Consider the following 25,192-nt stretch of genomic DNA (forward strand, 5'->3'; position numbering starts at 1 on the left):
TGTTCAATGAGTGTCGCTAAATTTTATGCAGTATTTGTAAAATTGAGCAACCATTTGAAAAAACGATCATAAATATAAAAATAAACCGTTTCACCTATACATGAAATTTTCGTAAGATAACTTCAACGACATAATTTTACTCCATTGGAGACGTTAGCCATGTTAGATCAAAATACTTCTGCACAACTTAAAACTTTATTAGAACGTCTTGAAAGCCCGATTGAACTTGTGGCGACTTTAGATGGTTCAGATAAATCTGCCAAAATTAAAGAATTGGTCGAAGAAATTGCGGCACTTTCGCCTCAAGTTACTGCACGTTTTGACGGTCAAAATTCACGTGCACCAAGTTTTGGGATTGCAAAAGTAGGTGAGCAACCGCGCGTATTTTTCGCAGGTTTGCCAATGGGACATGAATTCACTTCATTAATCTTGGCTTTATTGCAAACTTCAGGTTATGCACCAAAAGTATCGGATGAAGTTTTAACGCAAATCAAAGAATTAAATCTTACATCTAACTTTGATGTGTTTGTATCGCTAAGCTGCCATAACTGTCCAGACGTGGTGCAAGCGTTGAACCTGATTGCGATTTACAACCCAGGTACAACTGCAACCATGATTGATGGTGCTTTCTTCCAAGACGAAGTTGAGCAACGCAAAATTATGGCTGTACCAATGGTATTCCAAGATGGCAACCATATTGGTCAAGGTCGTATGACACTTGAAGAGATTGTGGCTAAATTGGATACAGATTCTGCAAGCAAAGATGCTGCAAAATTGAATGCCAAAGAAGCGTTTGATGTCTTGGTGATTGGTGGTGGCCCTGCAGGTAATACTTCTGCAATTTACTCTGCACGTAAAGGTATCCGTACCGGTATTGTGGCTGAGCGCATGGGCGGTCAGGTTATGGATACGATGGACATTGAGAACTTTACCTCAATCCAGAAAACCCAAGGTCCAAAATTTGCAGCAGAAATGGAAGCACACGTGCGTGAATACGATGTAGATATTATGAATCTACAAAAAGTATCTGCAATTAAAGGTGCTGACGAAACAGCCAATGGTTTGGTTGAAGTGACTTTGGAAAATGGTGCGGTACTTGAATCGAAAACGGTCATCTTATCTACAGGTGCACGTTGGAGAGAAATGAATGTACCGGGTGAAGCAGAATACCGTACTCGTGGTGTAGCGTATTGCCCGCACTGTGATGGCCCATTGTTTAAAGGCAAACGTGTTGCAGTAATTGGTGGTGGTAACTCTGGTGTAGAAGCTGCGATTGACCTTGCAGGAATTGTAGAGCATGTGACTTTGGTTGAGTTCGATACTAAATTACGTGCAGACCAAGTCTTGCAAAACAAATTAAACAGCATGCCAAATACAACCGTGATTACCAATGCGTTATCGACTGAAGTGATTGGTGATGGTGCACAGGTCACTGCATTGAAATACAAAGACCGCGCAACAGATGAAGAGCATACAGTTGAACTTGCAGGGATTTTCGTACAAATTGGTTTATTGCCAAATACGGACTTCTTAAAAGAGTCAAAAGTAGAGCTAACAAATCGTGGTGAGATTGTAATTAATGAGCGTAATGAAACCAATGTAAAAGGTGTGTTTGCTGCGGGTGACTGTACAACTGTACCGTACAAGCAAATCATTATTGCAACTGGTGAAGGCGCGAAAGCATCACTTTCAGCATTCGATTACATCATCCGTTCAGGTCAGTAAGTGCTGAACCCCTCTAACTAAAAGGATAGCGCCTGAGTTCCCCAATACTCAGGCGCTATATTCGCTAAAGTGCGTATCTGCACAGTATTGATTATTTATTCTATTTTTTGTTTTAAGAACTGAGTCGGCTAACAACTCAGTTCTTTTTTTCTTAAATAGTCCGCTTTATTTCTAAGTTACGATTGGACTTTCTGAAGATAGTTCCAGGCTTGCTTTAATGACTTGGATTATTTTGTCCAAACAGATTCAGTTGCTTAAACTTTTCTTGCAGTTGCTCCTTGGTTTCTACATGCTCAGGATGCGGAATAATGCATTCAATTGGGCAGACAGATACACAGGTTTGATAGTCGTAAAATCCAACACATTCCGTGCAACGATCTACATCAATTTCATAGACCTTTTCACCCTCATAAATCGCTTCATTCGGGCATTCTGGCAAACACATATCGCAATTGATGCATTGATCGGTAATCAGTAGTGCCATTGCAGAAACTCGCTTAGTTCATTGCCACTTAGGCTTGATAGGCCAAAGAAGACGCAGAAATATCGGCAGTCGAATTTGGCAGGTTGCGAATGAGCAGGGCATAACGCATATCAACATCCGCAGGAACAGGAATTTCTACAATATGCCCTGAACCTTTGGCATCTTCAATCAAATTACCTTTTTTGTCTTTAATTTCGGTTAAGTTGAAGTAGATATTGCCCTGTGGTGTCATCAATTCTAACGAGTCGCCCACCACAAAACGGTTTTTCACATCAATTTTAATATAGTCGCCATTGCGCTCTAAAACTTCACCACAGAATTGTTGATGATCAAAACTAGATGAGCCTGTTTCGTAGTTTTGGTATTCGCTGTGAACATGGCGACGCAAGAAACCTTCGGTATAACCACGGTTGGCTAGACCTTCTAACTGTGTCATAAGCGCTGGGTCAAATGGTTTACCTGCCAACGCATCATCAATGGCTTTACGGTAAATTTGTGCGGTACGTGCACAGTAGAAATAAGACTTGGTACGACCTTCAATTTTAAGGGAGTGGATACCCATTTTAGTTAAACGATCTACGTGTTGTACCGCACGTAAATCTTTAGAATTCATAAAGTAAGTGCCGTGCTCATCTTCTTCGGCAGCAAACATATCTTCTTCATTACGTTGTAACAGTACAGGTTCGTTGAATTGATGCTGCGCCTGCATGTGCTGTTCATCTGCATCGGCTTCTGCTGAAATATTTTTGACAGGAATCACGTCGCCTGTTTCATCTTCAACAGCATCGTGAATTTTGTATTCCCAGCGGCAGGCATTGGTGCATGCACCTTGGTTGGCATCACGTTTATTCATATAGCCTGAAAGCATGCAGCGACCTGAATAGGCCATGCACAATGCGCCATGTACAAATACTTCAATTTCCATGCCAGGCACGTTGTTTTTAATTTCTTCGATTTCATCAATCGACAACTCACGTGAAAGAATGACACGAGTGAGTCCCATATTCTGCCAAAATTTCACCGTGGCCCAGTTCACGGCATTGGCCTGTACCGACAAATGCACAGGCATGTCAGGGAAGTTTTCACGCACCATCATAATCAGACCTGGGTCAGACATAATCAGGGCGTCAGGTTGCATCGCCACCACAGGTGCTAGGTCACGAATAAAGTTTTTCAGTTTGCTATTGTGTGGCTGGATGTTGACCACTACATAAAACTTTTTACCTAATTCATGGGCTTCTTGAATGCCAATGGCTAAATTGTCATGATCGAATTCATTGTTGCGCACGCGTAAACTGTAACGCGGCTGCCCTGCATAGACAGCATCTGCCCCATAAGCGAAGGCATAGCGCATATTTTTTAAAGAGCCAGCAGGAGAAAGAAGTTCGGTGACGTGGGAAATGGTCATGATCAAAAAAGCAATAGCAGAAATATGGCTTTATTGTATGAATCTAAATTTAGGATTCAACCTAGTAAATAGCTCGGGATTCAGAAGAAAACTCATGTTGACCATCAATATTTGGATATCAAAGATAGGTTTGCTGTGGATTAAAATTTAAAAATAAGTGATGAACTCAAAAAGAAATGCTGCAGATTGATCAGGGTAGCTAAATATGACAGTTTTGCTCAATCATCAGCAAGGCATAATCTTATTTGTTAAAATGAAATAAAGACTAGTTTGTCTTTTTAAATCAGCAGCATCATCTCAGTTGTATTTTGAAAGAAGGTGTATCTATGGCCTGTACTTGTAGTCATGAACCTGCACCCATTAAACCCAACAGTAAATTTAGAACAGCACTGTGGATTGCTTTGGTGATTAACCTGAGCATGTTTGTGGTGGAGTTGATTGGTGGTGCTTATGCACATTCATCTGCTTTATGGGCAGATTCGCTGGACTTTTTCGGCGATGCTGTGAATTACGGTATTTCACTGGCAGTGCTGAGCGCAAGTTTATATTGGCGTGCTACAGTGGCATTGCTGAAAGGTATGACTATGGCTTTGTTCGGTGTTGTTGTGTTGGGCAAGGTGATATATGCCTATGTGCAAGACATTCCTCCTGAAGCCATGACCATGGGTGTTATTGGCACAATCGCTTTGTTGGCCAATGTATTTACTGCTTATATTTTATTTACCTTCCGTGATGGTGATTCAAATATGAAATCGGTTTGGCTGTGTAGCCGAAACGATGCGATTGGTAATTTTGCAGTGATTTTAGCGGCCATTGGTGTGTTTGGCACAGGCAGTTTAATCCCTGACCTTGTGGTAGCAGTGATTATGGCCAGTTTAGGTTTAACCGCAGGTTATCATGTGATTCAACAAGCCTTGGCGGAGAGACGGATGAATGTGCCTGAATAAAAGAATAAATTTTAAATCTAATTTAGAAAACTCAGGTCAAACACTTTCCTGAGTTTTTTTAATGGTTGAGAAAGTTGAATTTGACGTCAAAAATATTTGAAAGTTATGCTGAATTGCTATTTACAAAAAATAATATATATCTAAAATTAAAAATAAATTGATGTATTTTAAATGATTTTAAAAATTATATTTATTATTTTTTTTGAATTGAGGGTTTAATGAAACTAATCAAACTAATTTCTATAGCAAGCCTAGTTGCTTTGGCTGGTTGCAGTTCTAAAGTTGTTACTTATGACACTGCGGGGCAGGTAATTGGTTCATGTGTGGCGACACAGGGCTTTATTTTAGGGGCAAAAGCGGTGTGTTATGGCGGTGCCAATTTACAAGGGATTAACTATTCTAAAGTAGATGAACGTACGGGTTTATTGCCTGCCGTACCGACCAATACGCAGATTTCGCTGCAACAAGATTAATTTTTTAAGAGGGGTAATCCAATGAAAATTTCTAGTTTAATCGCATTAACAGCGGCTATTTTAATGACAGGTTGTGCTTCAAAAGTTACGACTTATGATTCGAGTGGTCGTGTAATTGGTTCATGTCAAGCAGAGCGTGGTTTTGTAATTGGCGGTGGTGCACACTGTGAAGGGCGTGCCAACCAAGAAGGCCGTAGTGTACGCTAATTGATATTAAATATAAAACCGAGCATCAATGCTCGGTTTTTTATTTAAATAGACTATTTCTACATTCAATTATTTTTCAACGAAAGCACGTTCAATCACATAGTCACCTAGTTCACCCATACGTGGTGATTCTTTTAAACCGTGCTGATCAAGCAAAGATGCAACATCTTTTAAGAAAGCAGGGCTACCGCATAACATTGCACGGTCAGTTTCAGGGTTAAAACGTGGTAAACCAATTTTTTCAAATATTTCGCCAGACTCGATTGCTGTAGTCACACGACCTTGGTTTGGATATTCTTCCCGGGTCACTGTTGGGTAATACACAAGTTTTTCACGAATACCAAGTTCTTGGAAAAACTCATGATTTGGCAGTTCATTTAAGATTAAGTCTTGATATGCCAATTCAGAAATAAAACGAGTACCGTGTACGACAATGACTTTTTCAAAGCGTTCATACGTTTCTGGGTCACGAATGGTTGCTAAGAACGGTGCTAAACCTGTACCAGATGAAAGCAAGTATAAGTTTTTACCTGGATTTAAATCGTCAAGTACCAAAGTTCCTGTTGGCTTTTTAGAAACAAGTAACTCATCGCCAACTTTCACTTTTTGTAAAATTGAAGTAAGCGGGCCGTCAGGTACTTTAATAGAGAAGAATTCTAGTTCTTCTTCATAATTAGCACTGGCAATTGAGTAAGCGCGCATTAAGGGCTTGCCATTGACTTCCAGACCAATCATCACAAATTGACCGTTTTTAAAACGCAGTGACGTGTCACGGGTAGTTTTAAAACTGAATAGGGTGTCATTCCAGTGGTGTACGTGAGTAATCTTTTCGACGTTGAAAGCAGCCATTAAAGGTCTCAATAAATTATCAAATTAGAACAGCTTGCTATTCTAATCTAAATTCATTCTCTATAAACTGAATATATTTAATTGAGCTTATCAGAAAAAGTGATGAAGACTGATCTAAAAATGCCAATAATCGGATTTATGCATTCTCCCTACCGAGAAAAATTTGGTATTCCTCGTCAACCGAATCTGGTACAGGTCGAATCTTATATTGAAATGCAGGCGCCGTATAATGATGCACTGGCATTTGAAGGGATTGAAGCATTTAGTCATTTATGGTTAATTTGGCAGTTTCATGACAATAAAAATCAAATTGAAGATCAGCAAACAGCATCAACCCAGCAAAACAATAAGTTTCGTGCCCAAGTGCGCCCGCCACGTTTAGGCGGTAATCAAAAAATAGGTGTCTTTGCGACACGCAGTATGTATCGTCCTGCACCCATTGGTTTATCTGTGGTGCAATTTAAACAGGTCAAAAAAGTGGGTAAGTCACTCCGAATTTATGTGACAGGGGCAGATTTACTCCACGGTACGCCTATTTTAGACATTAAGCCCTATATTCAATATTCAGATGCTGTGCCTCATGCACAAAGTGGCTATGCGCAAGATGAGCCGATACGAAAAACAGTATTGTGGATGGAGACTGCTGAAATACAAAAAGCTGAGTTGCTCAGTTTAGGCTTGTTGCAGCCGCAGATTGTGCAGGAACTGGAACAGGTCTTGGCTTTAGACCCACGACCTGCATATCAGGATGACCCTGAGCGAATTTACAATATGCGTTTTGCAGATTTTGATGTGAGTTTTAAAGTTGATCTGAACTGCGTTTATATTTGCAAAATCGTCTTACTTCATACGGATTAAACCAACATATATAAAATACCGACCAAAACCAGCATGTGTAAAATTTGGGTCGGGGCAAAATATAAGGCAAATCGCAAACCACCAATCAGCGCAGCATTCACACATTTGGCAATGGCATGCGCAACCACACCTAAAATTAAGGCATAGAGTAATGTTTGCTGGCTAGGTGGGCCTTGCATCACCACTGTTGCAATGGCGGCATGAACTTCAAATAAAGATGCGAGTAAGGTCCCAATGATTAAGCCTGCATCGCCCAAGGTTTGTTCTAAGCCGTAAACCATTGCTTGAATGGCTGTTAAAGTCGCTACAATTATTGCAGCTTCTTTTAGGCTGAACATACGTGTGTCGGTTTCAGGTTTTGTTGTTGTGGTGCTTTTATGCTTTTTGAGCAGCCATACCCCTGCAACAGTGAGCACCAATATTCCTGCTAAACATGGCAGAATTAACAGCTTAAACCATGCCAAATTGACTCCCGCCACAATAATTAGCATTTGCGCAAGTGTTGCAACACAAGACATCAGAGCTGCACCAGCATTAGCACGTGCATCACCACGACCTGCACGCACTTCCATGCCTAAACTAGCAATGGTTGCTGTACTGGAAACAAAACCTGAAGCAATGGCAGAAAGCATGAGCGCATTACTGCTGGAAAGTAAGCGTTTAGCAATATGTGCCAACGCCTGCACACTTAAAATTAAAATCAGCAGTTTTAAAATCACATAAGGATTAAGGACATTGCCCCATAAAGGTGTATTGGGAGTCAATGGCAAAGCAATCAGCACTAGGGCCAATAAGAACAAGCCATCACGCAGTTCTGCTTCGGTAATCCATTGGCTGACAATACCATGCATGGTGTGTTTGGTCATGAGTAAGCCAGTCAAAATAACCGACAAACCCGCAGCAAGTGGAATATTCCACAAACACAATGCGCCTATAAAATAGGTCATAACAAAGGCCAATTCGGTGGTTGCACCGGGGTCATCTTCCGTTTGGTTTTTAAGGGAGTACAAACCAATTCCACCAACAATCAGTGCACCCACAATAGCGAGCGGTGTGCCAAATAAAAAGCAGATTGCACCTAACAGCGAGCAAATACCGAAGGTACGCACTCCCGCGAAGTGATGATGTTGTCCATTTCTCTTGCTGCGCTCACGCTCTAAACCAATGAGTAAACCACAGCCTAGCGCTGCTGCAAAAATGGTGAGCAGTTCGGGGAAATTGGTTGTGATTAAAGAGGGTGGTGTAAGTGAATCCACTGCAACATTCCAAATACAATACGCTATTTTAAACATCATATATTTGAAATGCGCTTATCGCTATTTAAGAATCGATTTTTCCAGTAAATTCCTGACTAGATTAAACAATACGGCATACATGAGTTGAAGAAGACATTCAGTCCTGAAAGTAAACTCTGCTATAGTAAACCCAGATTTTGGGGCAAATAACAATGAATTTTAATTTTGAGATAGACAGTACTTGGTGCTTAGAACAATTAGTCAAAGATGGCAAAATTACCGAGCGCGATCAGGCTTTGGTACAAACCACGCATCGTCAGCGTGACCAGTTAAAATGGCATCCGCTGCAATGGATTGCAAACTTTAATTTGGTCGATCAAAGCCATCCCCAAACGACACTTACCCTCAACCGTTTATGCCAGTGGCTGGCCGATAAAGCAGGCTTACCATTTTATATTATTGATCCTCTAAAAGCCGATGTTGCTGCTTTAACGGCAGTGATGTCACAAGAATTTGCATTGCGTAATCGCATATTAGCCGTTGAAATTACCGCAGATGCGGTGCTGATTGCGACAGACCAACCTTATAAAAATGAATGGGTCGCAAATTTAGAACGTAGTTTATTGCCTAAAAAAATTCAGCGAGTTTTGCTCAGTCCAGATCAACTGCAGCGTTATTTGGTTGAATATTACCAAGTCAGTCGCGCTGTTCATTCTTCGCAAAAATCTTCTGCGCATGACCGTGAAAATAAAGGGGTCGAAGCATTATTGCAATTGGGCGACACCCAAAACCCAGATGCCAATGATCAGCATATTGTGAAATTGGTGGATTGGGTGCTGCAATTTGCCTTTGAGCAGGGTGCAAGTGATATACACCTAGAACCACGTAAAGACACAGGTAAAGTGCGTTTTCGTATTGATGGGGTGCTGCATACCATCTACAACATGCCGGCCAATACGCTCACAGCAGTAATTTCCCGAATTAAAATTTTAGGTCGCATGAATGTCGCTGAAAAACGCAAGCCGCAAGATGGACGCTTAAAAACCCGAACACCTAAAGGACAAGAAACAGAACTGCGTTTATCGACCTTACCCACGGCATTTGGTGAAAAACTGGTCATGCGTATTTTTGATCCTGAAGTTCTGGTGCGCAGCTTTCAGCAGCTCGGTTTTGACAGTCGCTTACTGAACGAATGGTATGCACTGACGGCACATAGTCATGGCATTATTTTAGTGACAGGCCCAACAGGTTCGGGTAAAACCACCACCTTGTATTCTTCTCTGAAGCAATTGGCCACAGAAGAAGTCAATGTCTGTACTATTGAAGACCCAATTGAAATGTTAGAACCGAGTTTTAACCAAATGCAGGTCAATACCGCAATTGATCTTGGCTTTGCCGATGGGGTACGCGCCTTAATGCGTCAAGACCCAGACATTATTATGGTCGGGGAAATTCGTGATCATGATACGGCAAACATGGCAATTCAAGCGGCGCTCACAGGGCACTTGGTTTTATCTACACTACATACCAATGATGCACCATCAAGTTTGACTCGTTTGCATGATTTGGGTGTGCAACCGTTTTTAACAGCCGCCACAATTTTAGGAGTCTTGGCGCAGCGTTTGGTGCGTAAACTATGCCCACACTGTAAACAGGAAGGCTCAATCAATGAAAAAGATTGGGAACATTTGACCTTTGACTACATTATGGAAATGCCAGCACAGGTATTTAAACCGGTTGGATGTGATGAATGTCGTCAAACTGGCTATAAAGGTCGAGTCGGAATTTACGAATTTATGCCTTTAAGTTTGGATACCAAACAATTGATCAGCGCTAATGCCAATTTAAATGAATTGCGTCAGCAAGCTAAAAAAGAGGGGATTGAACCCTTGCGTATTGCAGGCGCACGAAAAGTTTTGGAAGGCGTGACTACATTAGAAGAAGTATTGCGTGTGGTGCCATTAAATTAAAAAAATGATGCAATCTTAAGATTCAGCTCATCTTACTTTGTTTTAATACATTTAACGAAATGAGCCACACAAAAAAGGTGAAGCAATGAAATTTACAATGAAAGCAGTATTGATGGCGGGTTTAATGGCAGCAGCATCAGTTACGATGGCAGATGACACTATTAACACCCAAGCACTGCATAAAAATGTGACGGTGAAACAAGCCCTAAGCTTAAAAGATGACAGCAAAGTGCAGTTAAAAGGCTATGTCGTTAAAGCCATTGGTGATGAAAAATATCAGTTCCGTGATAGCACGGGCACCATCACTGTTGATATTGATGATGATTTATGGAATGGCAAAGCAGTTTCTGCCAAAACGCCTGTAACTTTAATTGGTGAAGTGGATGTAGACCACAAACCTGCAAAACGTGTTGAAATTGATGTAGATCAGGTGCGCTACTAAGTTTGTGCAGTGTAAAGACAAGATTCATTTTACATCGTCTTGATCTCACTAAAAAACCACATACGCCATAAGGTGTATGTGGTTTTATTAATTTAAGGCTTATTCCAAGCACGAATGATTTTAATAATGAACAGAGTAATTAACTATAACTAAAAATATAGACAAATATTTGCATAAGTTCTCATTTTGTCTATGTCGATTCAGTAGTGGCAAGGTGGGTATTTATTAGAGATTTAAATGATTATCTTTTGTATTTTAGGTGAGTGTCTTGGTATATTAGCATCCATATCTATTGATTATCCAATCCCTTAACCTAGGCATGACTTTGTGAAATTAACACGCATTCATCACTGTAAAAACTTGAATGTGCAAAAGTACAAACAGCTTGAGAAACAAGCTGTTTTACTTGGTCGTATTCGTAGCGAGGTGTGGGCTAAATATGGTGCTATTTCAGGTTTGAATATCAGTGACAGAGCTATTCGTGATGCGTGGATGAAAGAAAGTCGTGACTTTGGTGTTTCTGCAAATGCGTGGAAAGAAACGCTACGTGATTGCATAGGTGATATTAAAGCCTATCGAGAAGCATCAAAAGACAAAGTAAAGCAGGCGATCCGAAAACGCACCTCCTGTAATAATGAACAAAAAAGACTATACACCTTGCTTAAAAAAGATGAATGGATGACTGATAATTTCCTCCATCGTCAAATGCGTAATCACTTTAAGCATGGTGTTAATCACACACATAATCAAATTATTGTTCGTGCGGATATGTGTAAAACTTTTGAGTTAAATGGTCAATGTTGGCTTAAAGTACCAAGCCTAATCCCTCGACAAACCATTAAAATCCCATTAAATACGACTGTTGATTTTGCACCGCAAGGCACATTAAGAATTATTCTAAAAAATGGCAATATTGAAGTTCATTCAACCTATGATGCAGTTGAAACACAAGATTGTGGTCAGGAAACAGTAGGTGTTGATAAAGGGTACTCAGAAGCCTTTGTGGACTCTGATGGCGATGTATATGGGAGTGGTCTAGGCAAGCTGATCTCAAGTGAATCAGATTATTTAAATCAAAAGTACAAGCACAGAAACAAGCTCAGAGCGATTGCTAAAGCTAAACCACACAAGAAACAGAAAATTAAGTTAAATAATCTAGGTCGAAAAAAACTAGATAAGCGACAAGATACTCAAAAAGCAAAGCTCAAAACATTAATATTTACAGCAACTCACAAGTTGGTTGATAAAGCCAAAGTGATTGTTGCGGAAGATTTAACATCCCCAATTCAAAGTAAACGCAACTATGGCAAAAACACCAATAGACGCTTAAATACATGGGCTAAAGGTTTGTTAGCTAATGCCCTAACTTCTATATCTCACCGTAGAGGTTCTACGGTGCATCTAGTCAATTCTGCATATACTTCGCAAAGTGATTCTTTCTTGCATGGCCTTTTAATAGGTACACGTAAGGGAGATCGTTTTCACCGTTTCAATGGGGAAGTTGTGCAAGCTGATTGGAATGCTGCGAGAAACGTGCTTGCAAGATTAAACGACAATGAGATAAGTCGTTATACGCCTTATAAAACTGTAAAGCGTATATTGCAAGAACGGACTGACCGCTACAAGTCGGAACTGACCGACTCAGGCTCTAGTTACACGCTTGGCAACAAGACATTAACAGAGTGCGAATTAGTCCTTGAGTATGTTTGATACATTTTAAGGAACAGGATGGCATGCGATTACTCTTGGCTGAAGATGATGTATCTCAAGCAGAAAGTATTAAAACTTGGTTAGAAATGGATGGCTATAACGTCGATTGGGTCGAGCGTGGTGATCATGCTATTTTAGCCATTCAGCAGCATCAATATGATTGTGTGTTGCTAGATCGTGGTTTGCCTAAACACAGTGGCGATGAAATTCTGCAAGCCTTAAGACAACAGCAACAAGATACTCCAGTCATTTTCATCACCGCACGAGATAGCATTCAAGATCGGGTGCAAGGACTTGATTTGGGTGCCAATGATTATTTGGTCAAGCCATTCAGTTTAGAAGAGTTATCGGCTCGGGTGCGCAGTCAGTTACGCAATGCACAAAGCCATCCAAGCCATGATTTGGTTTTTGCTAATTTGGTTCTAGACACACAAAGCAAACAGGTGAAAGTAGATGATCAGCCAGTGAATTTAACTGCCAAAGAGTTTCAGATTTTACATAAACTGATGCAAAACCCGCAGCATGTAGTGACTCGCGAGCAGTTAGAAGAATCTTTATATGCATGGGGCGATGAAATTGAAAGTAATGCGATTGAGGTTTTTATTTATCAGTTACGTAAAAAAATTGGCAGTACTCGTATTAAAACCATACGTGGTTTAGGCTATCGTATGCAGCAAGATACAACCTAAAGCTGATTAAGCATGTCACAACATACGGTTTCTTTACAGTCAAAACTGGTCAAAAGTTCAGTACTGAGTTCAGTCTTGGCGGGAAGCCTTGCCTTAATTTTACTGTTGGCAGTTGCAAGTTATCAGACCATGCAAGTGCATGATGAAATTATGGATGAAATTGCCGATATGCTGCTGCGGGCAGACTTGCGTGATCATGCAGGTAATCAAGTTGATGAATTAAGCGAACAATTTCATATTGGCTATCAATTAACTTTGGATGATCTGATTCTGACGACATCAGAAGATGAAGATGACCTTTCTCAGCTTAACTTGCCTCAGCTAGTTCAAACTTCGACAGATAGTTTTTCATTTCATTGGCACGATGCTCAAATTTGGCGAAGCTATATTGCGCAAGAAGATGGCTTACAGGTAATTGTTACGCAGCCGCTAAAGTATCGCTTCAAGGAAATTGCTGCTACTAGTTTGGGTTATGCCGCCATTTTATTGGTGTTATGGTTACTGCAATGGGCAATTGTACATTTTATGATTGGTCGCCAATTTAAGCGGATTCAGCAATTATCTCAACAAATTGCAGCTAAAAATCAGCACGATTTAAGTGCCATTGTGCCTAGCCAACCCGAATTGAAAGAACTGCAACCGATGGTGCAGCAACTGAATAAATTACTATCACGTGTGGAACAATCTTTAATTGCAGAACAGCGTTTTACGGCAGATGCGTCGCATGAATTACGTTCCCCCTTATCTGCCATTCAAATGCGTTTACAGGTATTGAAGCGTAAATATCAACAGCAACCTGAGCTTGCACTAGATCTAGAGCAAATTCAGCGTGATGTTAGCCGTGGTACACAAGTGTTGGAAAATTTGCTGTTACTGGCACGTTTAGACCCGACAGATGAACAGTCCTTAAACAAAAGTGCGGTATCTGTCCAAACCCTCATGGATGAGGTTCTACAAAGCCTGGCGCCGTTCATTCAGGAAAAAAATATGCATGTTCAGTTGGATATACAGCCCATACAGGTACTGGGCAATGCAGAATTATTATTTAGCTGCTTACGTAACTTGGTTGATAATGCAGTGCGCTATGCTGCGCCACAAGGGACGATTTGGATAAAGACCAAAACCCATGAATTTACGCAGGAAATTTGCATAGCCGATAATGGGCAAACCGTAACCAATGAAGTCTTGGCACGTTTGGGGGAGCGCTTTTATCGGGCTTTGGGCAGTAAAACTCAAGGTTCTGGTTTGGGGCTTTCCATTTGTAAAAAAATTATAGAATTACATGCAGGTAAAATTGAGTTTGCACGAGCCGAACAAGGTGGTTTGCAAGTGCGAATTGTACTGCCTAAAAATAATTAAAAGGCCTCGTTAGTTTTTAAAATTGATCTAAAAAATAAATCCTTCAGCGCAAAAAAGCAGTATGCGCTGATTCATACTGCTGTTCCCACGTTTATTGTTGTATTAGTTATTTTTGTTATTTTGTGAGAATAAGGCGATTGTTGCGGGTTAAACGCAAACGATACTCTTCGCCCGCATGCAGAATACGAATTTCACGTCCTAGCGCAAATAAGTTATTTGAATGTAACATAGGTAAGGCATGCTGAGTGTCGGAATGACCTGAAAAAAAGCGAAATGGGGCATTCATTGTTATACTCCGTGGTGTGTAAGAATTGTTTTAAATGATAATCATTATCATGTAAACCTGTCAACGAATTATTGTAGAATTTATAAAATCGGTAATGCCTACCGAAATATGCTGCATTACAGAAGGAATGAGATTCATGTTCAAGCCAACTATTCATGTGGCAATAGCCTTACTTTTTCACCAAAATAAAGTTTTGGTTGGATGGCGGGAAGCCAAACAGCATCAAGGCAATAAGCATGAATTTCCAGGTGGTAAAGTGGAAGCAGGTGAAAGCCCTGTAGCGGCTTGCCGTCGTGAGGTATTTGAAGAAGTAGGCATTGGACTTCAGCATTGGCATGACTTTGATGTGATTTGCCATGAATATGACGATGTGATTGTCAATTTACACATCTTTCATGCTGCAGTACCCACTGCTTTATTAAAGGATATTCAAGTGCCTTGGGCTTGGTTTAGCCGCTCACAGTTATTAGATTTGAATTTCCCTCAAGCCAACCGTGCAATTCTACAGCGGCTAGTTTGGCCAAAAGCTATTAAAATTAGTGAAGATTTAAGCCTTTTAAGCAGCTTACCAAAAGAAAAATTACTGTATTGGCGAGTCGAGCCAACAGCTGAGCAGAAAATGGAGTTGATCCAATACTGCGTTGAACAATTGGGGCAGGTGATTATTAATTTGGAATTATGGAAGCAGCTTAATCCGATGCAGCAGCAAGCAGTCGCTGCGATTCATCTTAAACAATCTCAACTGATGCAATTACAAAAAGGCGATTTAAAAGTTGGTCTGCGCTATATTGCAGCGTGCCATGATATTGTTTCGGCACAGCATGCACAGCAGATTGGCTGTGAAGCAATTTTACTTAGCCCCGTTCTACCAACGGCTACCCATACAGATGCAACTGCTTTAGGGTGGGAAAAATTCCAACAGATTACCGAACTTGTCGATATTCCCGTGTTTGCTTTGGGGGGCTTAACGCAGGATGATCTCGCCGTGGCAGAGCAACACCATGCCTATGGTATTGCGGGCGTGCGTTTTATTTGATCTTTTGATTCCCAAACAAAAAAATCGCTGATGTGGTCTAACTCAGCGATTTTCTAAATTTTGCTCATGCACTTGTCATTACAAATTCTTTAAAGCCTGTTGGGCTTGCGCTAGGCTTTTCGCATTATTTTGTTTTTGTGCAGCTTTTTGAATCACCAGCCACAATTGGCGCTTCATGGCATCACTTTGTGCATAAGTCAAACCGCGACGTGCCAACGCTTCGGCATTGGCGGGTTGGTTTTTTTGATTGGCGATTAAAGCCAAATATAAATAAGTTTCAGCCGCTTGTGGAGCAAGACGCTGTGCTTGTAAGGCTGCAGTTTCAGCCTGATTAAATTGCCCTTGTTTATACGCCGTTTGGGTTTGCTGCATTAACTTTTTAAAAGCAGGTAAACTGCGACCATCTTCTAACTTTTGTTGTACCTTCTGTTGTGGCACCACCACTTGCAGAGATTGACGTTTAATTTCTTCACGTTCATAAGGTCGAATGACCACACCCTCGGGTGTCGTCACCGTTTTAGGTTTTTCTGGTGTTGGCTGAGCAGGAGTTGATTCAGGCAGACTTTGACAGCCCACAATTAAACTCAGTGAACCGAGCAACAGTGCGCTGAAAAAAGTTTTACCTGTAAAATGTAATTTCATAAGACCCAATGACCTATATCCTCAAGTGTTAATTGATATAACTACCGCTAGAGATGACACGTCCTTCAGCATTGTCATCAAATTCAGATTCAGTTTCACGGATATAATTCTCGATACTGTCGTCCGTTTCAGGTGTAGCTTGGTGAGTTTCGGTATCGGGTTGGTAAATAGGCTCGACCTGATAATGTGGCATACCACATGCTGTTGCCTGTCGTGGTACATTGTTACGATTCACAGGAATATACATTGCACCTTCACAGCCTTGTGCAGATAGATGCCCAGAACTGCGGTCAATCCAGTGCCATTGAATTTGCTCGGTTTGACGTAAATTAACTGGCTTTTGACGCAATTGCTGCATCACATTGGCCCACACTGGCAGTGCACCCGATGAACCTGTTAATCCAGTGACTTTGTTGTCATCTAAACCTAACCAAACCACCGCTAAATAGTTGCCAGAATAACCTGCAAACCATGAGTCACGGGTATCATTGGTGGTGCCTGATTTGCCTGCCAATTTTAAATCGGTGGATAAGCTGTTATATGCCGAGCGACCAGTACCTGAGCTCATGACTTGCTGTAAGCCATAATTCAAAATATAGGCTGCCGATGGGTCAATGGTTTGTTGTACGGTTAAGCCGTAACGATCTAATAAACGCCCATTGGCATCGACCACTGAACGAATGGCTTTGGTCGGATATTTGAAGCCACCTGTGGCAAAGTTGCCGTATATATCCATGACTTGCATAGGTGATAAATCTACCGCACCCAAGAAAATAGATGGGTATTGTGGAACTGCATCACTCGGTACACCAAATTTGATCAGGTGATTGCGGAAAGTAGAGAGTCCAAACTCTTGACCCAAGCGCACTGCAGACAGGTTATAAGACTGAGAGAGCGCTTGAGACATAGACACAATACCATGATCACTGCCACTGTAATTACGTGGTGTCCAAGACTTACCATCAATTGGGATACTGATGTGGCTGTCTTCTACAGGGCTGGCCCAGTTATAACGCCCGGACTCAATAGCACTCAAATAAATCACAGGTTTGAGTAATGAACCAACCTGACGTTTGGCATCTAATGCACGGTTAAAGCCTGTGAAATCTTGAGTTGAACCCACAGCTGCCACCAATTCACCATTTTCAGGATGAGAAATCAGCACCGCACCTTGTAGGTCTTTTAATCGTTTTGGATTGATTTTGCTTAAACGCTCAACCGAAGCTTTAAACGCACTTTGCACATTGGTTTGGGCAATTGGATCAAGCGTGGTAAAAATCCGCAAACCTTGATTGGTCAAGTCACCTTCTTGGTATTCGGTACGCAATTGACGACGCACAATATCCAAAAAGTCTGGGAAGCGGGCAGGGCCTAAGGTTGGTTTTGCAATGACATTTAATGGACGTGCAGTTTCTTTTTCATATTGTTCTTGGTTTAAATAACCCATCACCAACATATTATTTAAAACAATGTCACGGCGTTTTTTTGCAGCTTCTGGGTTACGCCACGGATTATATAAAGAAGGGCCTTGTACCAAACCGACCAAAAAAGCTTGTTGTGAAATATTCAGTTCACGTAATGGCATCCCAAAATAGAATTGCGAAGCCAAGCCATAACCATTGATTGAATAGTTACCATTTTGGCCTAAATTTACTTCATTTAAATAGGCTTCTAAAATTTCATCTTTGTTGTAATGCAGCTCAATAAGCATAGCCATAAGTGCTTCATTGGCTTTACGTTTTAAAGTACGTTCTGGGCTTAAATAAAAGTTTTTCACCAACTGTTGGGTGAGTGTAGAACCACCCTGACGCTTTCCGCCAGTGACGTTGCTGACAATGGCACGTGCAGTACCACGAATTGAAACCCCGTGGTGTTGATAAAAATTACGATCTTCAGTGGCAATTAACGCTTCAATTAAAGGTTTTGGTACTTTATTGAGTTTAATCAGGACACGGTCTTCATTGTGCTGCGGATAAATCCCGCCAATCAGCATAGGTTCTAAGCGTGCAATACCTGTATTAGACGGTTTGGTGGCACTCACTTCGCTAATTTGGTTATTGGCAAAACTTACTTTTAGTACTTGTTCAGGTTCGACACTATCGCCAAAGTCAAAACCACGGGTATGCACAAATAAGGTATTGCCATCTGTGACATAACTGCCTGTTTTGGCGTAATTATCCGTATTTTTATAACCCAGCAGTTTTAGTTCTTGCGTAAAGTCAGTCTGACTCACAGGTGCATTGCTATACACTTCTAATGGGCGTGCAAATACCTTGGCTGGAATATCCCATCGTTGTCCCTCGAATTTGTCTCTGACAATATTATCTAGACGAATCAAGTAGATACTAAATGCAATAAACCCACCAATAACGATAATGCAAAACAGTAATGCAATTATGCCTATGCCACGCTCAGACTTCATAAATCGCGATAAGATCCTGATAAATTTTGCTAATCATGCGAAGCTTTTACTGAATTTGCAATAATTAATCTGTGACTGAACAGAAAATTACGTCATAAAATAGGCCGTAAAATGTAGTTTTAAAGTTTTTTTAAATCAATCGGGTTAGTGCTATTATAGGCATCGAATCGTAGCGGAGCGATATCGCAGGTGCAACTCTCACATAAGAACTTTCGGAACATTGGACTGATTGGTCGTCCAGACAAATATTCTGTCGTAGAAACTTTATGTCTGATCCATGATCATATTTTAGGCTTGGGCTTGCATCCCGTTTTTGATTCTGAAACTGCTGAACTTGTGCCTTATGCCAACACACAAACCGTTAGCCGTGCTTTATTGGGGGAAGTGGTTGATTTGGTGATTGTGGTGGGTGGCGATGGTTCATTACTGCATGCAGCACGGGCACTGGTCAAATACAATACGCCTGTGATTGGGGTGAACCGTGGTCGTTTAGGTTTCTTGACCGATATTAAACCGACTGAAGTTATTTTTAAATTAGATCAGGTGTTACAGGGGCATTTCCAGTCAGACCGTCGTTTTTTACTGGAAATGGAAGTGCGCTCTAAAGGCGAAATCATTTATGAAGCGATTGCTTTAAATGATGTGGTGCTGCATTCGGGCAAGTCTGTGCACATGATTGACTTTGAGCTGAACATTGATGGGCAGTATGTCTACCGTCAGCATAGTGATGGTCTAATTGTTTCAACCCCTACAGGTTCAACCGCTTATGCTTTGTCGGGTGGTGGGCCAATTGTACATCCAAGCATGGATGCAATTGCGTTGGTGCCTATGCATCCACATACGTTGTCTTCGCGTCCAATTGTGGTGGGCGGACACAGTGAAATTAAAATCCAGATTCGTGAAAACCGTGTGTTGCCAATGGTCAGTGCCGATGGTCAACATAGTGTTTCATTAAATGTTGGAGATAGTTTGCATATCCGCAAACATCCTTATAAATTGAATTTATTACATCCACCTGGTTATGACTTTTATATGGCATGTCGTACCAAGTTAGGATGGAACCAAGATTTTGAATCAATGCAACAGCAGGATGAATGATGAATATTGAACAAATGCTTGCCGTACTCGATCCTGAAATTGTTGGACGTTTAAAAACGGCAGTTGAAATTGGTAAATGGCCAAATGGCGTTGCTTTGACCAAGGAGCAACGTGAAATTTGCATGCAAGCGGTATATGCATGGGAAATGAAAAACCTGCCTGAAACCGAGCGCAGTGGCTATATTGACCGTGGCACTAAAGAAGAAGGCGAGCAATGTGATGACGATCATCACAAGCATGAGGAATTTAAACCTATTCGTTTTGTTTAAATCACGCCATGTAACTTTTAATTTAGAATTGAAAGCGCAAAAAGACACCTCTGAAGGTGTCTTTTTTATTGCCGTATTTTTAGCAAAGTTTTGGGTTTTAGTGATGGCGATTTTGCCAAAGCTGCTGTGCGGTTTGCATTGCTGCATCATAATCGTCACAAACGCCCATGGTGTATAAAGCAATGCCCATGGTTTCAGTCACTGCAATTTCACCATATTCATGCGGTTGCTGACCTAACCACACCGCTTTCAAAACAGCCAAATCTAGTTCTTCTTCTACAGGGCTGCGGCTATCGGTCAATTTAGGTAGTTCGTGCTCATATAAGGTGCCATTCTTAATACCACAAATTAAAGTTCTGGCATCTGGATTGCGTTCAAATTCACCACCTTCACCTTTAATGACCGCACTGTTTTGATAACCTAGCTGAAATGCCGCTTGTTGATGTGAACTGCGGTAAGCAGGATGGAAAATAGCCTGCATCGTGGCTTTGGCATTAAATGGATTGATCAGCCGAGCAAGGGTATGAATTGGCGAGCGCAAACCCATGACATTGCGTAAGTTGATAAGATCACTCAAAATGGGTGAAATGGCATGTAGCGGCAAATAGGCAAAATTGCGTTGTGCCAATTGCTCCTCAACTTGTAGGTCGTTTTCGCAAATGGGGAAACCTAAATATTGCAGTGCTTGTTCGGTATATAAGCGGTTAATGGTGTGCCCAGAAGCGCCATGCATGACTACTTTATAGCCATGCTTTGCCAAAGTCAGTGCCGCCAATAAAAACCACGGATAATGTTTGCGTTTACCTGCATAAGAAGACCAATCTAAATCGACGTGTAGTGGTTTAAATTGCAACTGATCACGAGTCGCTTGGACAAAGCCTGCCAATTCATCTACCGATTCTTCTTTTACACGCAGCAGCATTAAAAAAGCTCCCAATTGCACATCGAGCACTTCATTGCGCAAAATCATGCCAAAGGCTTGATAGGCTTCATCATAGGTTAGTGAACGTGCGCCTGTTTTGCCTTTGCCAATAATACGGATAAATTGTGCAAAAGGATGTTCTGCATCTTTATAAATATTTCTTTTATTTGGGTTTGTATTTAGCATAAGCGGGTTCATACGTCTTTCATTTGAAATTTCACAATGACCTTAGTGTATAAACTTCGGCAACAGTTTGCAGCATTATTCACAGCGTTGGCTATAAGTTTAAGTGAGCATTTGCGCTGTGCATTAAAGTTTGACTGCAAAGTAATATAAGTGCGCACAATAATGCATGACAGCTAGGTTAAAAATGCATAGCATGGGATGGATTGAAAACAACAATTGAAAAACCAAGGATGTTATATGCTGGCTTATGATGCAGATTTAGAATTATTTAGAGATAACTTTCGCCGTTTTATGCAGGAACATATTGCACCGCATTATGCAACGTGGGAACGCGAAGGCATCATGCCGCGCAGTGTCTGGAATTTGCTCGGTGAAAATGGTTTTTTATGTATTGATGTGCCAGAAGAATATGGCGGTTATGGCGTGCCGACACATTATTCTTTAATGTTAGTCGAAGAATCAGCACGTGCAGGCTATAGCGCACTGTCTACAGGTATTTCTTGTCACTCTGAAATTGCTGCGCCGTATATTTTGCATATTGGTACAGAAGAGCAAAAACAATACTGGTTGCCACGCATGGTGTCGGGTGAGGTGGTTGGCGCAATTGGTATGACTGAACCAGGTGCAGGTTCTGACTTACAGGCCATGCGTACCAATGCCATTTTGCAAGATGAGTATTATGTTTTAAATGGCTCCAAGACATTTATTTCTAATGGTCAGCATGCAGACTTAGTGGTTCTCGCTGTAAAAACTGATCCACAAGCACGTGCCAAAGGTGTATCGCTGATGTTGGTCGATACGCATTTAGATGGCTTTAAAAAAGGAACCAATCTGGAAAAAATTGGTTTGCATTCACAAGACACGTCAGAGCTATTTTTTGACAATGTTAAAGTGCCAAAAAATCAATTGTTGGGTCAGGCAGGGCAAGGTTTTGCCTATTTAATGCAGGAATTGCCACGTGAGCGTACTGCTATTGCAGCGACAGCATTAGGCGCAATTCGCGGCTCGATTGATGTAACCACACAATATGTGCAAGAGCGTCAGGCTTTTGGACAAGCGATTGGACAGTTCCAGAACTCTCGCTTTGTATTGGCGCAGGCCAAAATTGATGAATTGGCAACAGCTGCTTTTTATAATCAAAACGTCGAATTGTATATGCAAGGCAAACTCGATGTAGAAACCGCAGCTGCGCTCAAAAGCTTTTCAACAGACATGCAAATGAAAATAGCCGATCAATTATTACAACTGTTCGGTGGCTATGGCTATATGACTGAGTATCCGATTTCACGTTTCTTTGTGGATGCGCGTATCCAGCGGATTTACGGCGGAACAAATGAAATTATGAAAGAAATTGTGGCACGTAGTTTATTAGGACGTTAAATAGATACATCTATTTTTGATATCAAGCAGCAAAATTTAAACGGAGAGTCAGCCCTGTGCTGGCTCTTTTTATATTCAGACTTAAAAGCAATCAGCTGATTGCTATTTACACTCAAACTAAGTTTGGAGCAGGTTAAAATAATCGGGCAAATAACCAAGTCAGTTATCGCTTATATTCATCATGTATTTAAGAGATTGGTGATGCTTTGATCAACTGTATGTTTTTAAATCTGAAACACTGAAAGTTGTATTGCGCAACATTTGAAAGCTAACTATTGTTATACTATTTGCAAAATGTTTATGAAGGGCGACATAACAATGATCCAAGACGATCAGAACACAACGACTTCTCTTGATCTCGCTAAAATCCGTGAAGATATTGACTCTGTAGACCAACAGATTCAACAGCTGATTAACCGTCGGGCACGACTTGCAGAGGCGGTGGCGAAAGCAAAATTTGCAGCAGAAGAGAATCCGTTGTTTTACCGTCCTGAACGTGAAGCACAAGTTTTACGTAATGTTATGGAACGCAACGAAGGGCCGTTGTCTGATGTGACCATGGCACGTTTATTCCGTGAAATTATGTCGGCATGTTTGGCGCTAGAAGCGCCACAAAGTATTGCGTTCTTGGGTCCAATTGGCACTTATACACATTCTGCCGTACTTAAACATTTTGGTCAGGATGCAATTGTGCGTCCGCTGCCTACCATTGATGAAGTATTCCGTGAAGTGGAAGCAGGCAGTGCACACTATGGCTTAGTACCTGTCGAAAACTCATCTGAAGGTGTGGTAAACCACACGCTAGATTGTTTTAAATCTTCACCCTTAAATGTCATTGGTGAGGTGGAGTTGCGTATTCATCACCAATTCCTTGTGTCTGAAAACACCCGTAAAGACAGCATTAAACAAATTTATGCACATCAGCAAACTTTAGCTCAATGCCGTAAGTGGTTAGATGTGCATTATCCGGGCGTTGAACGTGTAGCACTTAGCTCAAATGCAGAAGCAGCACGCCGTATTCGCAATGAATGGCATTCTGCTGCTATTGCTTCTGAAATTGCAGCTAGCATTTACGAACTCGAAACTTTGCATAGTAATATTGAAGATAACCCAGAAAATACCACACGTTTCTTGGTGATTGGTCGTGAGAAAGTTCCACAAAGTGGCAATGATAAAACTTCATTGTTAGTGTCTGCACATGACCGTGCAGGTGCCTTGCTTGAAATTCTTGCACCATTTGCGAAGCACAATATTAGTCTGACCAGTATTGAAACCCGTCCTGCTTTACCTGAAAAATGGTCGTATGTGTTCTTTATTGATTTAGAAGGGCATGTCGAGCAAGACAATGTACGTGCAGCGATTGAAGAAATTCGCCCATTGGTCAAAGAAATTCGTGTCTTGGGTTCATATCCTGCTGCAGTGCTATAACCGTATTTAATTTGTTGGTGTGCATTCCATGATGCGCACCACGTCCATCACCTAGTCTACTGGAAGTGTAAAATGTCGTTTGTCCCAGCCAATGAAGGTATCTCGAAGTTAAAGCCTTATCAACCAGGTAAACCAATCAGTGAACTTGAGCGTGAGCTAGGGATTACAGATATCGTCAAACTTGCATCTAATGAAAACCCATTGGGCTGTTCAGACAAAGTTAAAGAAGCTGTAGCGGCTGAAATTGCAGAAATTGGTCGCTATCCAGATGGTGGTGGTTTTATTTTAAAAGACCAAATTCAAAAACAGTTTGGTTTTGCACATGACCGAATTACTTTAGGTAATGGTTCAAATGACTTGCTTGAAATGTTTGCTCGTGCATTCGTTTCAGACAAAGATTCAGTTTTGTATAGTCAGCATGCTTTTGCAGTCTATGCCTTGGTAACGCAAGCAATTAATGCACAAGCCATTGAAGTACCTGCCAAAGGTTTTTCACATGACTTAGATGCAATGGCTGCAGCAATTCAAGACAACACTAAATTAATTTTTATTGCGAACCCAAATAATCCAACAGGTACTTGGTTTGAAGAGGCTGAATTTGAAGCCTTTATGCAAAAAGTTCCTGCACGGGTGATTGTGGTACTTGATGAAGCCTATGTGGAATATTTCCCAGAAAACTTCAACAGCCTGAAATTCCTTGAGCAATATCCGAACCTTATCGTGAGCCGCACCTTATCTAAATGTTATGGTTTGGCTGCATTGCGTGTTGGTTTTGCATTGGCATCGGCAGAAGTGACTGACTATTTAAACCGTATTCGTCAGCCATTTAACGTTAACCATTTGGCAATGGTGGCCGCAGTTGCTGCATTACAAGATGAAGATTTTATTGAAAAATCTCGTATTAGCAATAAAGCTGGTATGGCGCAATTAGAAGCAGGCTTTAAAGCATTGGGCTTAAATTATGTGCCTTCACGTGCTAACTTTATTTTGGTTGATGTAGAGGCTGATCCAGGTCAAACATTTAATGCTTTATTGAAAGAAGGCGTGATTGTTCGTCCTGTAGGTATTACAACGCATTTACGTGTTTCAATTGGTACAGAAGCAGAAAATGCCAAGTTCCTACGTGCATTAGCAAAAGTATTGGGCAAGGAAGCAAAGGCATAAAAC

At 41.1% G+C, this 25,192-nt stretch carries 24 protein-coding genes; 16 read left to right on the plus strand and 8 right to left on the minus strand.

Annotation, left to right across the window (positions count from 1 at the left end):
* Window positions 1-159: 159 nt before the first annotated feature.
* Window positions 160-1,725, plus strand: coding sequence for an alkyl hydroperoxide reductase subunit F (gene ahpF / locus ACNS8M_RS04870; protein WP_419225243.1), 1,566 nt, complete (start codon window positions 160-162; stop codon window positions 1,723-1,725).
* A 214-nt stretch (window positions 1,726-1,939) separates the two neighbouring features.
* Here ahpF and ACNS8M_RS04875 read toward each other — a convergent pair whose 3' ends face one another.
* Together ACNS8M_RS04875 and yegQ are read right to left on the minus strand one after the other, a co-directional pair.
* Window positions 1,940-2,209 (minus strand): YfhL family 4Fe-4S dicluster ferredoxin, encoded by a 270-nt coding sequence (locus ACNS8M_RS04875; protein ID WP_168419236.1) that lies wholly within the window; start codon window positions 2,207-2,209, stop codon window positions 1,940-1,942.
* Window positions 2,210-2,237: 28 nt separating this feature from the next.
* Window positions 2,238-3,617: a tRNA 5-hydroxyuridine modification protein YegQ gene (yegQ, locus tag ACNS8M_RS04880; RefSeq protein WP_168461162.1), complete on the minus strand. Its 1,380-nt coding sequence runs from the start codon at window positions 3,615-3,617 to the stop codon at window positions 2,238-2,240.
* A 326-nt stretch (window positions 3,618-3,943) separates the two neighbouring features.
* Between yegQ and ACNS8M_RS04885 the strand changes: the two genes are divergently transcribed.
* The 3 genes from ACNS8M_RS04885 (at window position 3,944) to ACNS8M_RS04895 (ending at window position 5,244) form a co-directional block, all read left to right on the plus strand.
* Window positions 3,944-4,564, plus strand: coding sequence for a cation transporter (locus tag ACNS8M_RS04885; protein WP_168419238.1), 621 nt, complete (start codon window positions 3,944-3,946; stop codon window positions 4,562-4,564).
* Between the two features lie 218 nt (window positions 4,565-4,782).
* Window positions 4,783-5,037 carry a hypothetical protein gene (locus ACNS8M_RS04890; protein WP_168419239.1) on the plus strand — a complete coding sequence of 85 codons (255 nt, stop codon included), beginning with the start codon at window positions 4,783-4,785 and terminating at the stop codon, window positions 5,035-5,037.
* A 21-nt stretch (window positions 5,038-5,058) separates the two neighbouring features.
* Entirely contained in the window at window positions 5,059-5,244 is a 186-nt protein-coding gene (locus ACNS8M_RS04895; protein ID WP_168419240.1) for a hypothetical protein, read from the plus strand.
* 69 nt (window positions 5,245-5,313) lie between these two features.
* Here ACNS8M_RS04895 and ACNS8M_RS04900 read toward each other — a convergent pair whose 3' ends face one another.
* Entirely contained in the window at window positions 5,314-6,093 is a 780-nt protein-coding gene (locus tag ACNS8M_RS04900; RefSeq protein ID WP_168419241.1) for a ferredoxin--NADP reductase, read from the minus strand.
* A 102-nt stretch (window positions 6,094-6,195) separates the two neighbouring features.
* Between ACNS8M_RS04900 and tsaA the strand changes: the two genes are divergently transcribed.
* A complete protein-coding gene (gene tsaA, locus ACNS8M_RS04905) occupies window positions 6,196-6,951 on the plus strand; it encodes a tRNA (N6-threonylcarbamoyladenosine(37)-N6)-methyltransferase TrmO (protein WP_168419242.1) in 756 nt (251 codons plus the stop codon).
* On the opposite strand, the gene ACNS8M_RS04910 is transcribed toward tsaA, so the two are convergent.
* Window positions 6,948-8,243: a DUF4010 domain-containing protein gene (locus ACNS8M_RS04910; protein WP_252726726.1), complete on the minus strand. Its 1,296-nt coding sequence runs from the start codon at window positions 8,241-8,243 to the stop codon at window positions 6,948-6,950. The two genes, tsaA and ACNS8M_RS04910, sit on opposite strands and share 4 nt — an antisense overlap.
* A 155-nt stretch (window positions 8,244-8,398) precedes the next feature.
* Between ACNS8M_RS04910 and ACNS8M_RS04915 the strand changes: the two genes are divergently transcribed.
* The 5 genes from ACNS8M_RS04915 to ACNS8M_RS04935 all read left to right on the plus strand — a co-directional run bounded on the left by ACNS8M_RS04915 (window position 8,399) and on the right by ACNS8M_RS04935 (window position 14,356).
* Window positions 8,399-10,156 (plus strand): GspE/PulE family protein, encoded by a 1,758-nt coding sequence (locus tag ACNS8M_RS04915; RefSeq protein WP_168419243.1) that lies wholly within the window; start codon window positions 8,399-8,401, stop codon window positions 10,154-10,156.
* Window positions 10,157-10,241: 85 nt separating this feature from the next.
* Window positions 10,242-10,598 carry a NirD/YgiW/YdeI family stress tolerance protein gene (locus tag ACNS8M_RS04920; RefSeq protein ID WP_168419244.1) on the plus strand — a complete coding sequence of 119 codons (357 nt, stop codon included), beginning with the start codon at window positions 10,242-10,244 and terminating at the stop codon, window positions 10,596-10,598.
* 327 nt (window positions 10,599-10,925) lie between these two features.
* Window positions 10,926-12,308 (plus strand): IS200/IS605 family accessory protein TnpB-related protein, encoded by a 1,383-nt coding sequence (locus tag ACNS8M_RS04925; RefSeq protein ID WP_419225244.1) that lies wholly within the window; start codon window positions 10,926-10,928, stop codon window positions 12,306-12,308.
* Window positions 12,309-12,331: 23 nt separating this feature from the next.
* Entirely contained in the window at window positions 12,332-12,997 is a 666-nt protein-coding gene (locus tag ACNS8M_RS04930; protein ID WP_168417991.1) for a response regulator transcription factor, read from the plus strand.
* A 12-nt stretch (window positions 12,998-13,009) separates the two neighbouring features.
* Window positions 13,010-14,356 carry a sensor histidine kinase gene (locus tag ACNS8M_RS04935; protein ID WP_168417990.1) on the plus strand — a complete coding sequence of 449 codons (1,347 nt, stop codon included), beginning with the start codon at window positions 13,010-13,012 and terminating at the stop codon, window positions 14,354-14,356.
* 115 nt (window positions 14,357-14,471) lie between these two features.
* Here the strand turns inward: ACNS8M_RS04935 and hemP are convergent, their stop codons facing one another.
* Entirely contained in the window at window positions 14,472-14,642 is a 171-nt protein-coding gene (gene hemP / locus ACNS8M_RS04940) for a hemin uptake protein HemP (protein ID WP_168417989.1), read from the minus strand.
* A gap of 136 nt (window positions 14,643-14,778) precedes the next feature.
* On the opposite strand from hemP, the gene ACNS8M_RS04945 reads away from it, so the two are divergent.
* On the plus strand, window positions 14,779-15,678 hold the full coding sequence (locus tag ACNS8M_RS04945) for an NUDIX domain-containing protein (RefSeq protein WP_168417988.1): 900 nt from the start codon (window positions 14,779-14,781) through the stop codon (window positions 15,676-15,678).
* Between the two features lie 78 nt (window positions 15,679-15,756).
* Here the strand turns inward: ACNS8M_RS04945 and ACNS8M_RS04950 are convergent, their stop codons facing one another.
* The gene (locus tag ACNS8M_RS04950; protein ID WP_168461320.1) at window positions 15,757-16,320 is read right to left on the minus strand and encodes a tetratricopeptide repeat protein; all 564 of its coding nucleotides are present in this window, start codon (window positions 16,318-16,320) and stop codon (window positions 15,757-15,759) included.
* A gap of 28 nt (window positions 16,321-16,348) precedes the next feature.
* Window positions 16,349-18,742: a penicillin-binding protein 1B gene (gene mrcB, locus ACNS8M_RS04955; protein WP_168525421.1), complete on the minus strand. Its 2,394-nt coding sequence runs from the start codon at window positions 18,740-18,742 to the stop codon at window positions 16,349-16,351.
* A 180-nt stretch (window positions 18,743-18,922) separates the two neighbouring features.
* Between mrcB and ACNS8M_RS04960 the strand changes: the two genes are divergently transcribed.
* A complete protein-coding gene (locus tag ACNS8M_RS04960) occupies window positions 18,923-19,840 on the plus strand; it encodes an NAD(+) kinase (RefSeq protein ID WP_236162403.1) in 918 nt (305 codons plus the stop codon).
* Entirely contained in the window at window positions 19,840-20,109 is a 270-nt protein-coding gene (locus tag ACNS8M_RS04965; RefSeq protein ID WP_168417984.1) for a YeaC family protein, read from the plus strand. Before ACNS8M_RS04960 ends, ACNS8M_RS04965 begins: the two co-directional genes overlap by 1 nt.
* A gap of 97 nt (window positions 20,110-20,206) precedes the next feature.
* Here the strand turns inward: ACNS8M_RS04965 and ACNS8M_RS04970 are convergent, their stop codons facing one another.
* The gene (locus ACNS8M_RS04970; protein ID WP_168417983.1) at window positions 20,207-21,217 is read right to left on the minus strand and encodes a glycosyl transferase family protein; all 1,011 of its coding nucleotides are present in this window, start codon (window positions 21,215-21,217) and stop codon (window positions 20,207-20,209) included.
* A 237-nt stretch (window positions 21,218-21,454) separates the two neighbouring features.
* Between ACNS8M_RS04970 and ACNS8M_RS04975 the strand changes: the two genes are divergently transcribed.
* The 3 genes from ACNS8M_RS04975 to hisC all read left to right on the plus strand — a co-directional run bounded on the left by ACNS8M_RS04975 (window position 21,455) and on the right by hisC (window position 25,189).
* The gene (locus ACNS8M_RS04975; protein WP_168417982.1) at window positions 21,455-22,597 is read left to right on the plus strand and encodes an acyl-CoA dehydrogenase family protein; all 1,143 of its coding nucleotides are present in this window, start codon (window positions 21,455-21,457) and stop codon (window positions 22,595-22,597) included.
* A 318-nt stretch (window positions 22,598-22,915) separates the two neighbouring features.
* On the plus strand, window positions 22,916-24,025 hold the full coding sequence (pheA, locus tag ACNS8M_RS04980; protein WP_168417981.1) for a prephenate dehydratase: 1,110 nt from the start codon (window positions 22,916-22,918) through the stop codon (window positions 24,023-24,025).
* A 72-nt stretch (window positions 24,026-24,097) separates the two neighbouring features.
* A complete protein-coding gene (gene hisC / locus ACNS8M_RS04985; RefSeq protein WP_168461325.1) occupies window positions 24,098-25,189 on the plus strand; it encodes a histidinol-phosphate transaminase in 1,092 nt (363 codons plus the stop codon).
* Window positions 25,190-25,192: the final 3 nt, after the last annotated feature.

This window comes from Acinetobacter sp. A2 (genome assembly GCF_048537555.1).
Classification (GTDB): domain Bacteria; phylum Pseudomonadota; class Gammaproteobacteria; order Pseudomonadales; family Moraxellaceae; genus Acinetobacter.

Bases quoted from the DNA above. Each gene is read 5' to 3' on its own strand.
- ahpF (WP_419225243.1), top strand. From the start codon at position 160: ATGTTAGATCAAAATACTTCTGCACAACTTAAAACTTTATTAGAACGT.
- ACNS8M_RS04875 (WP_168419236.1), bottom strand. From the start codon at position 2,209: ATGGCACTACTGATTACCGATCAATGCATCAATTGCGATATGTGTTTG.
- yegQ (WP_168461162.1), bottom strand. From the start codon at position 3,617: ATGACCATTTCCCACGTCACCGAACTTCTTTCTCCTGCTGGCTCTTTA.
- ACNS8M_RS04885 (WP_168419238.1), top strand. From the start codon at position 3,944: ATGGCCTGTACTTGTAGTCATGAACCTGCACCCATTAAACCCAACAGT.
- ACNS8M_RS04890 (WP_168419239.1), top strand. From the start codon at position 4,783: ATGAAACTAATCAAACTAATTTCTATAGCAAGCCTAGTTGCTTTGGCT.
- ACNS8M_RS04895 (WP_168419240.1), top strand. From the start codon at position 5,059: ATGAAAATTTCTAGTTTAATCGCATTAACAGCGGCTATTTTAATGACA.
- ACNS8M_RS04900 (WP_168419241.1), bottom strand. From the start codon at position 6,093: ATGGCTGCTTTCAACGTCGAAAAGATTACTCACGTACACCACTGGAAT.
- tsaA (WP_168419242.1), top strand. From the start codon at position 6,196: ATGAAGACTGATCTAAAAATGCCAATAATCGGATTTATGCATTCTCCC.
- ACNS8M_RS04910 (WP_252726726.1), bottom strand. From the start codon at position 8,243: ATGTTTAAAATAGCGTATTGTATTTGGAATGTTGCAGTGGATTCACTT.
- ACNS8M_RS04915 (WP_168419243.1), top strand. From the start codon at position 8,399: ATGAATTTTAATTTTGAGATAGACAGTACTTGGTGCTTAGAACAATTA.
- ACNS8M_RS04920 (WP_168419244.1), top strand. From the start codon at position 10,242: ATGAAATTTACAATGAAAGCAGTATTGATGGCGGGTTTAATGGCAGCA.
- ACNS8M_RS04930 (WP_168417991.1), top strand. From the start codon at position 12,332: ATGCGATTACTCTTGGCTGAAGATGATGTATCTCAAGCAGAAAGTATT.
- ACNS8M_RS04935 (WP_168417990.1), top strand. From the start codon at position 13,010: ATGTCACAACATACGGTTTCTTTACAGTCAAAACTGGTCAAAAGTTCA.
- hemP (WP_168417989.1), bottom strand. From the start codon at position 14,642: ATGAATGCCCCATTTCGCTTTTTTTCAGGTCATTCCGACACTCAGCAT.
- ACNS8M_RS04945 (WP_168417988.1), top strand. From the start codon at position 14,779: ATGTTCAAGCCAACTATTCATGTGGCAATAGCCTTACTTTTTCACCAA.
- ACNS8M_RS04950 (WP_168461320.1), bottom strand. From the start codon at position 16,320: ATGAAATTACATTTTACAGGTAAAACTTTTTTCAGCGCACTGTTGCTC.
- mrcB (WP_168525421.1), bottom strand. From the start codon at position 18,742: ATGAAGTCTGAGCGTGGCATAGGCATAATTGCATTACTGTTTTGCATT.
- ACNS8M_RS04965 (WP_168417984.1), top strand. From the start codon at position 19,840: ATGAATATTGAACAAATGCTTGCCGTACTCGATCCTGAAATTGTTGGA.
- ACNS8M_RS04970 (WP_168417983.1), bottom strand. From the start codon at position 21,217: ATGCTAAATACAAACCCAAATAAAAGAAATATTTATAAAGATGCAGAA.
- ACNS8M_RS04975 (WP_168417982.1), top strand. From the start codon at position 21,455: ATGCTGGCTTATGATGCAGATTTAGAATTATTTAGAGATAACTTTCGC.
- pheA (WP_168417981.1), top strand. From the start codon at position 22,916: ATGATCCAAGACGATCAGAACACAACGACTTCTCTTGATCTCGCTAAA.
- hisC (WP_168461325.1), top strand. From the start codon at position 24,098: ATGTCGTTTGTCCCAGCCAATGAAGGTATCTCGAAGTTAAAGCCTTAT.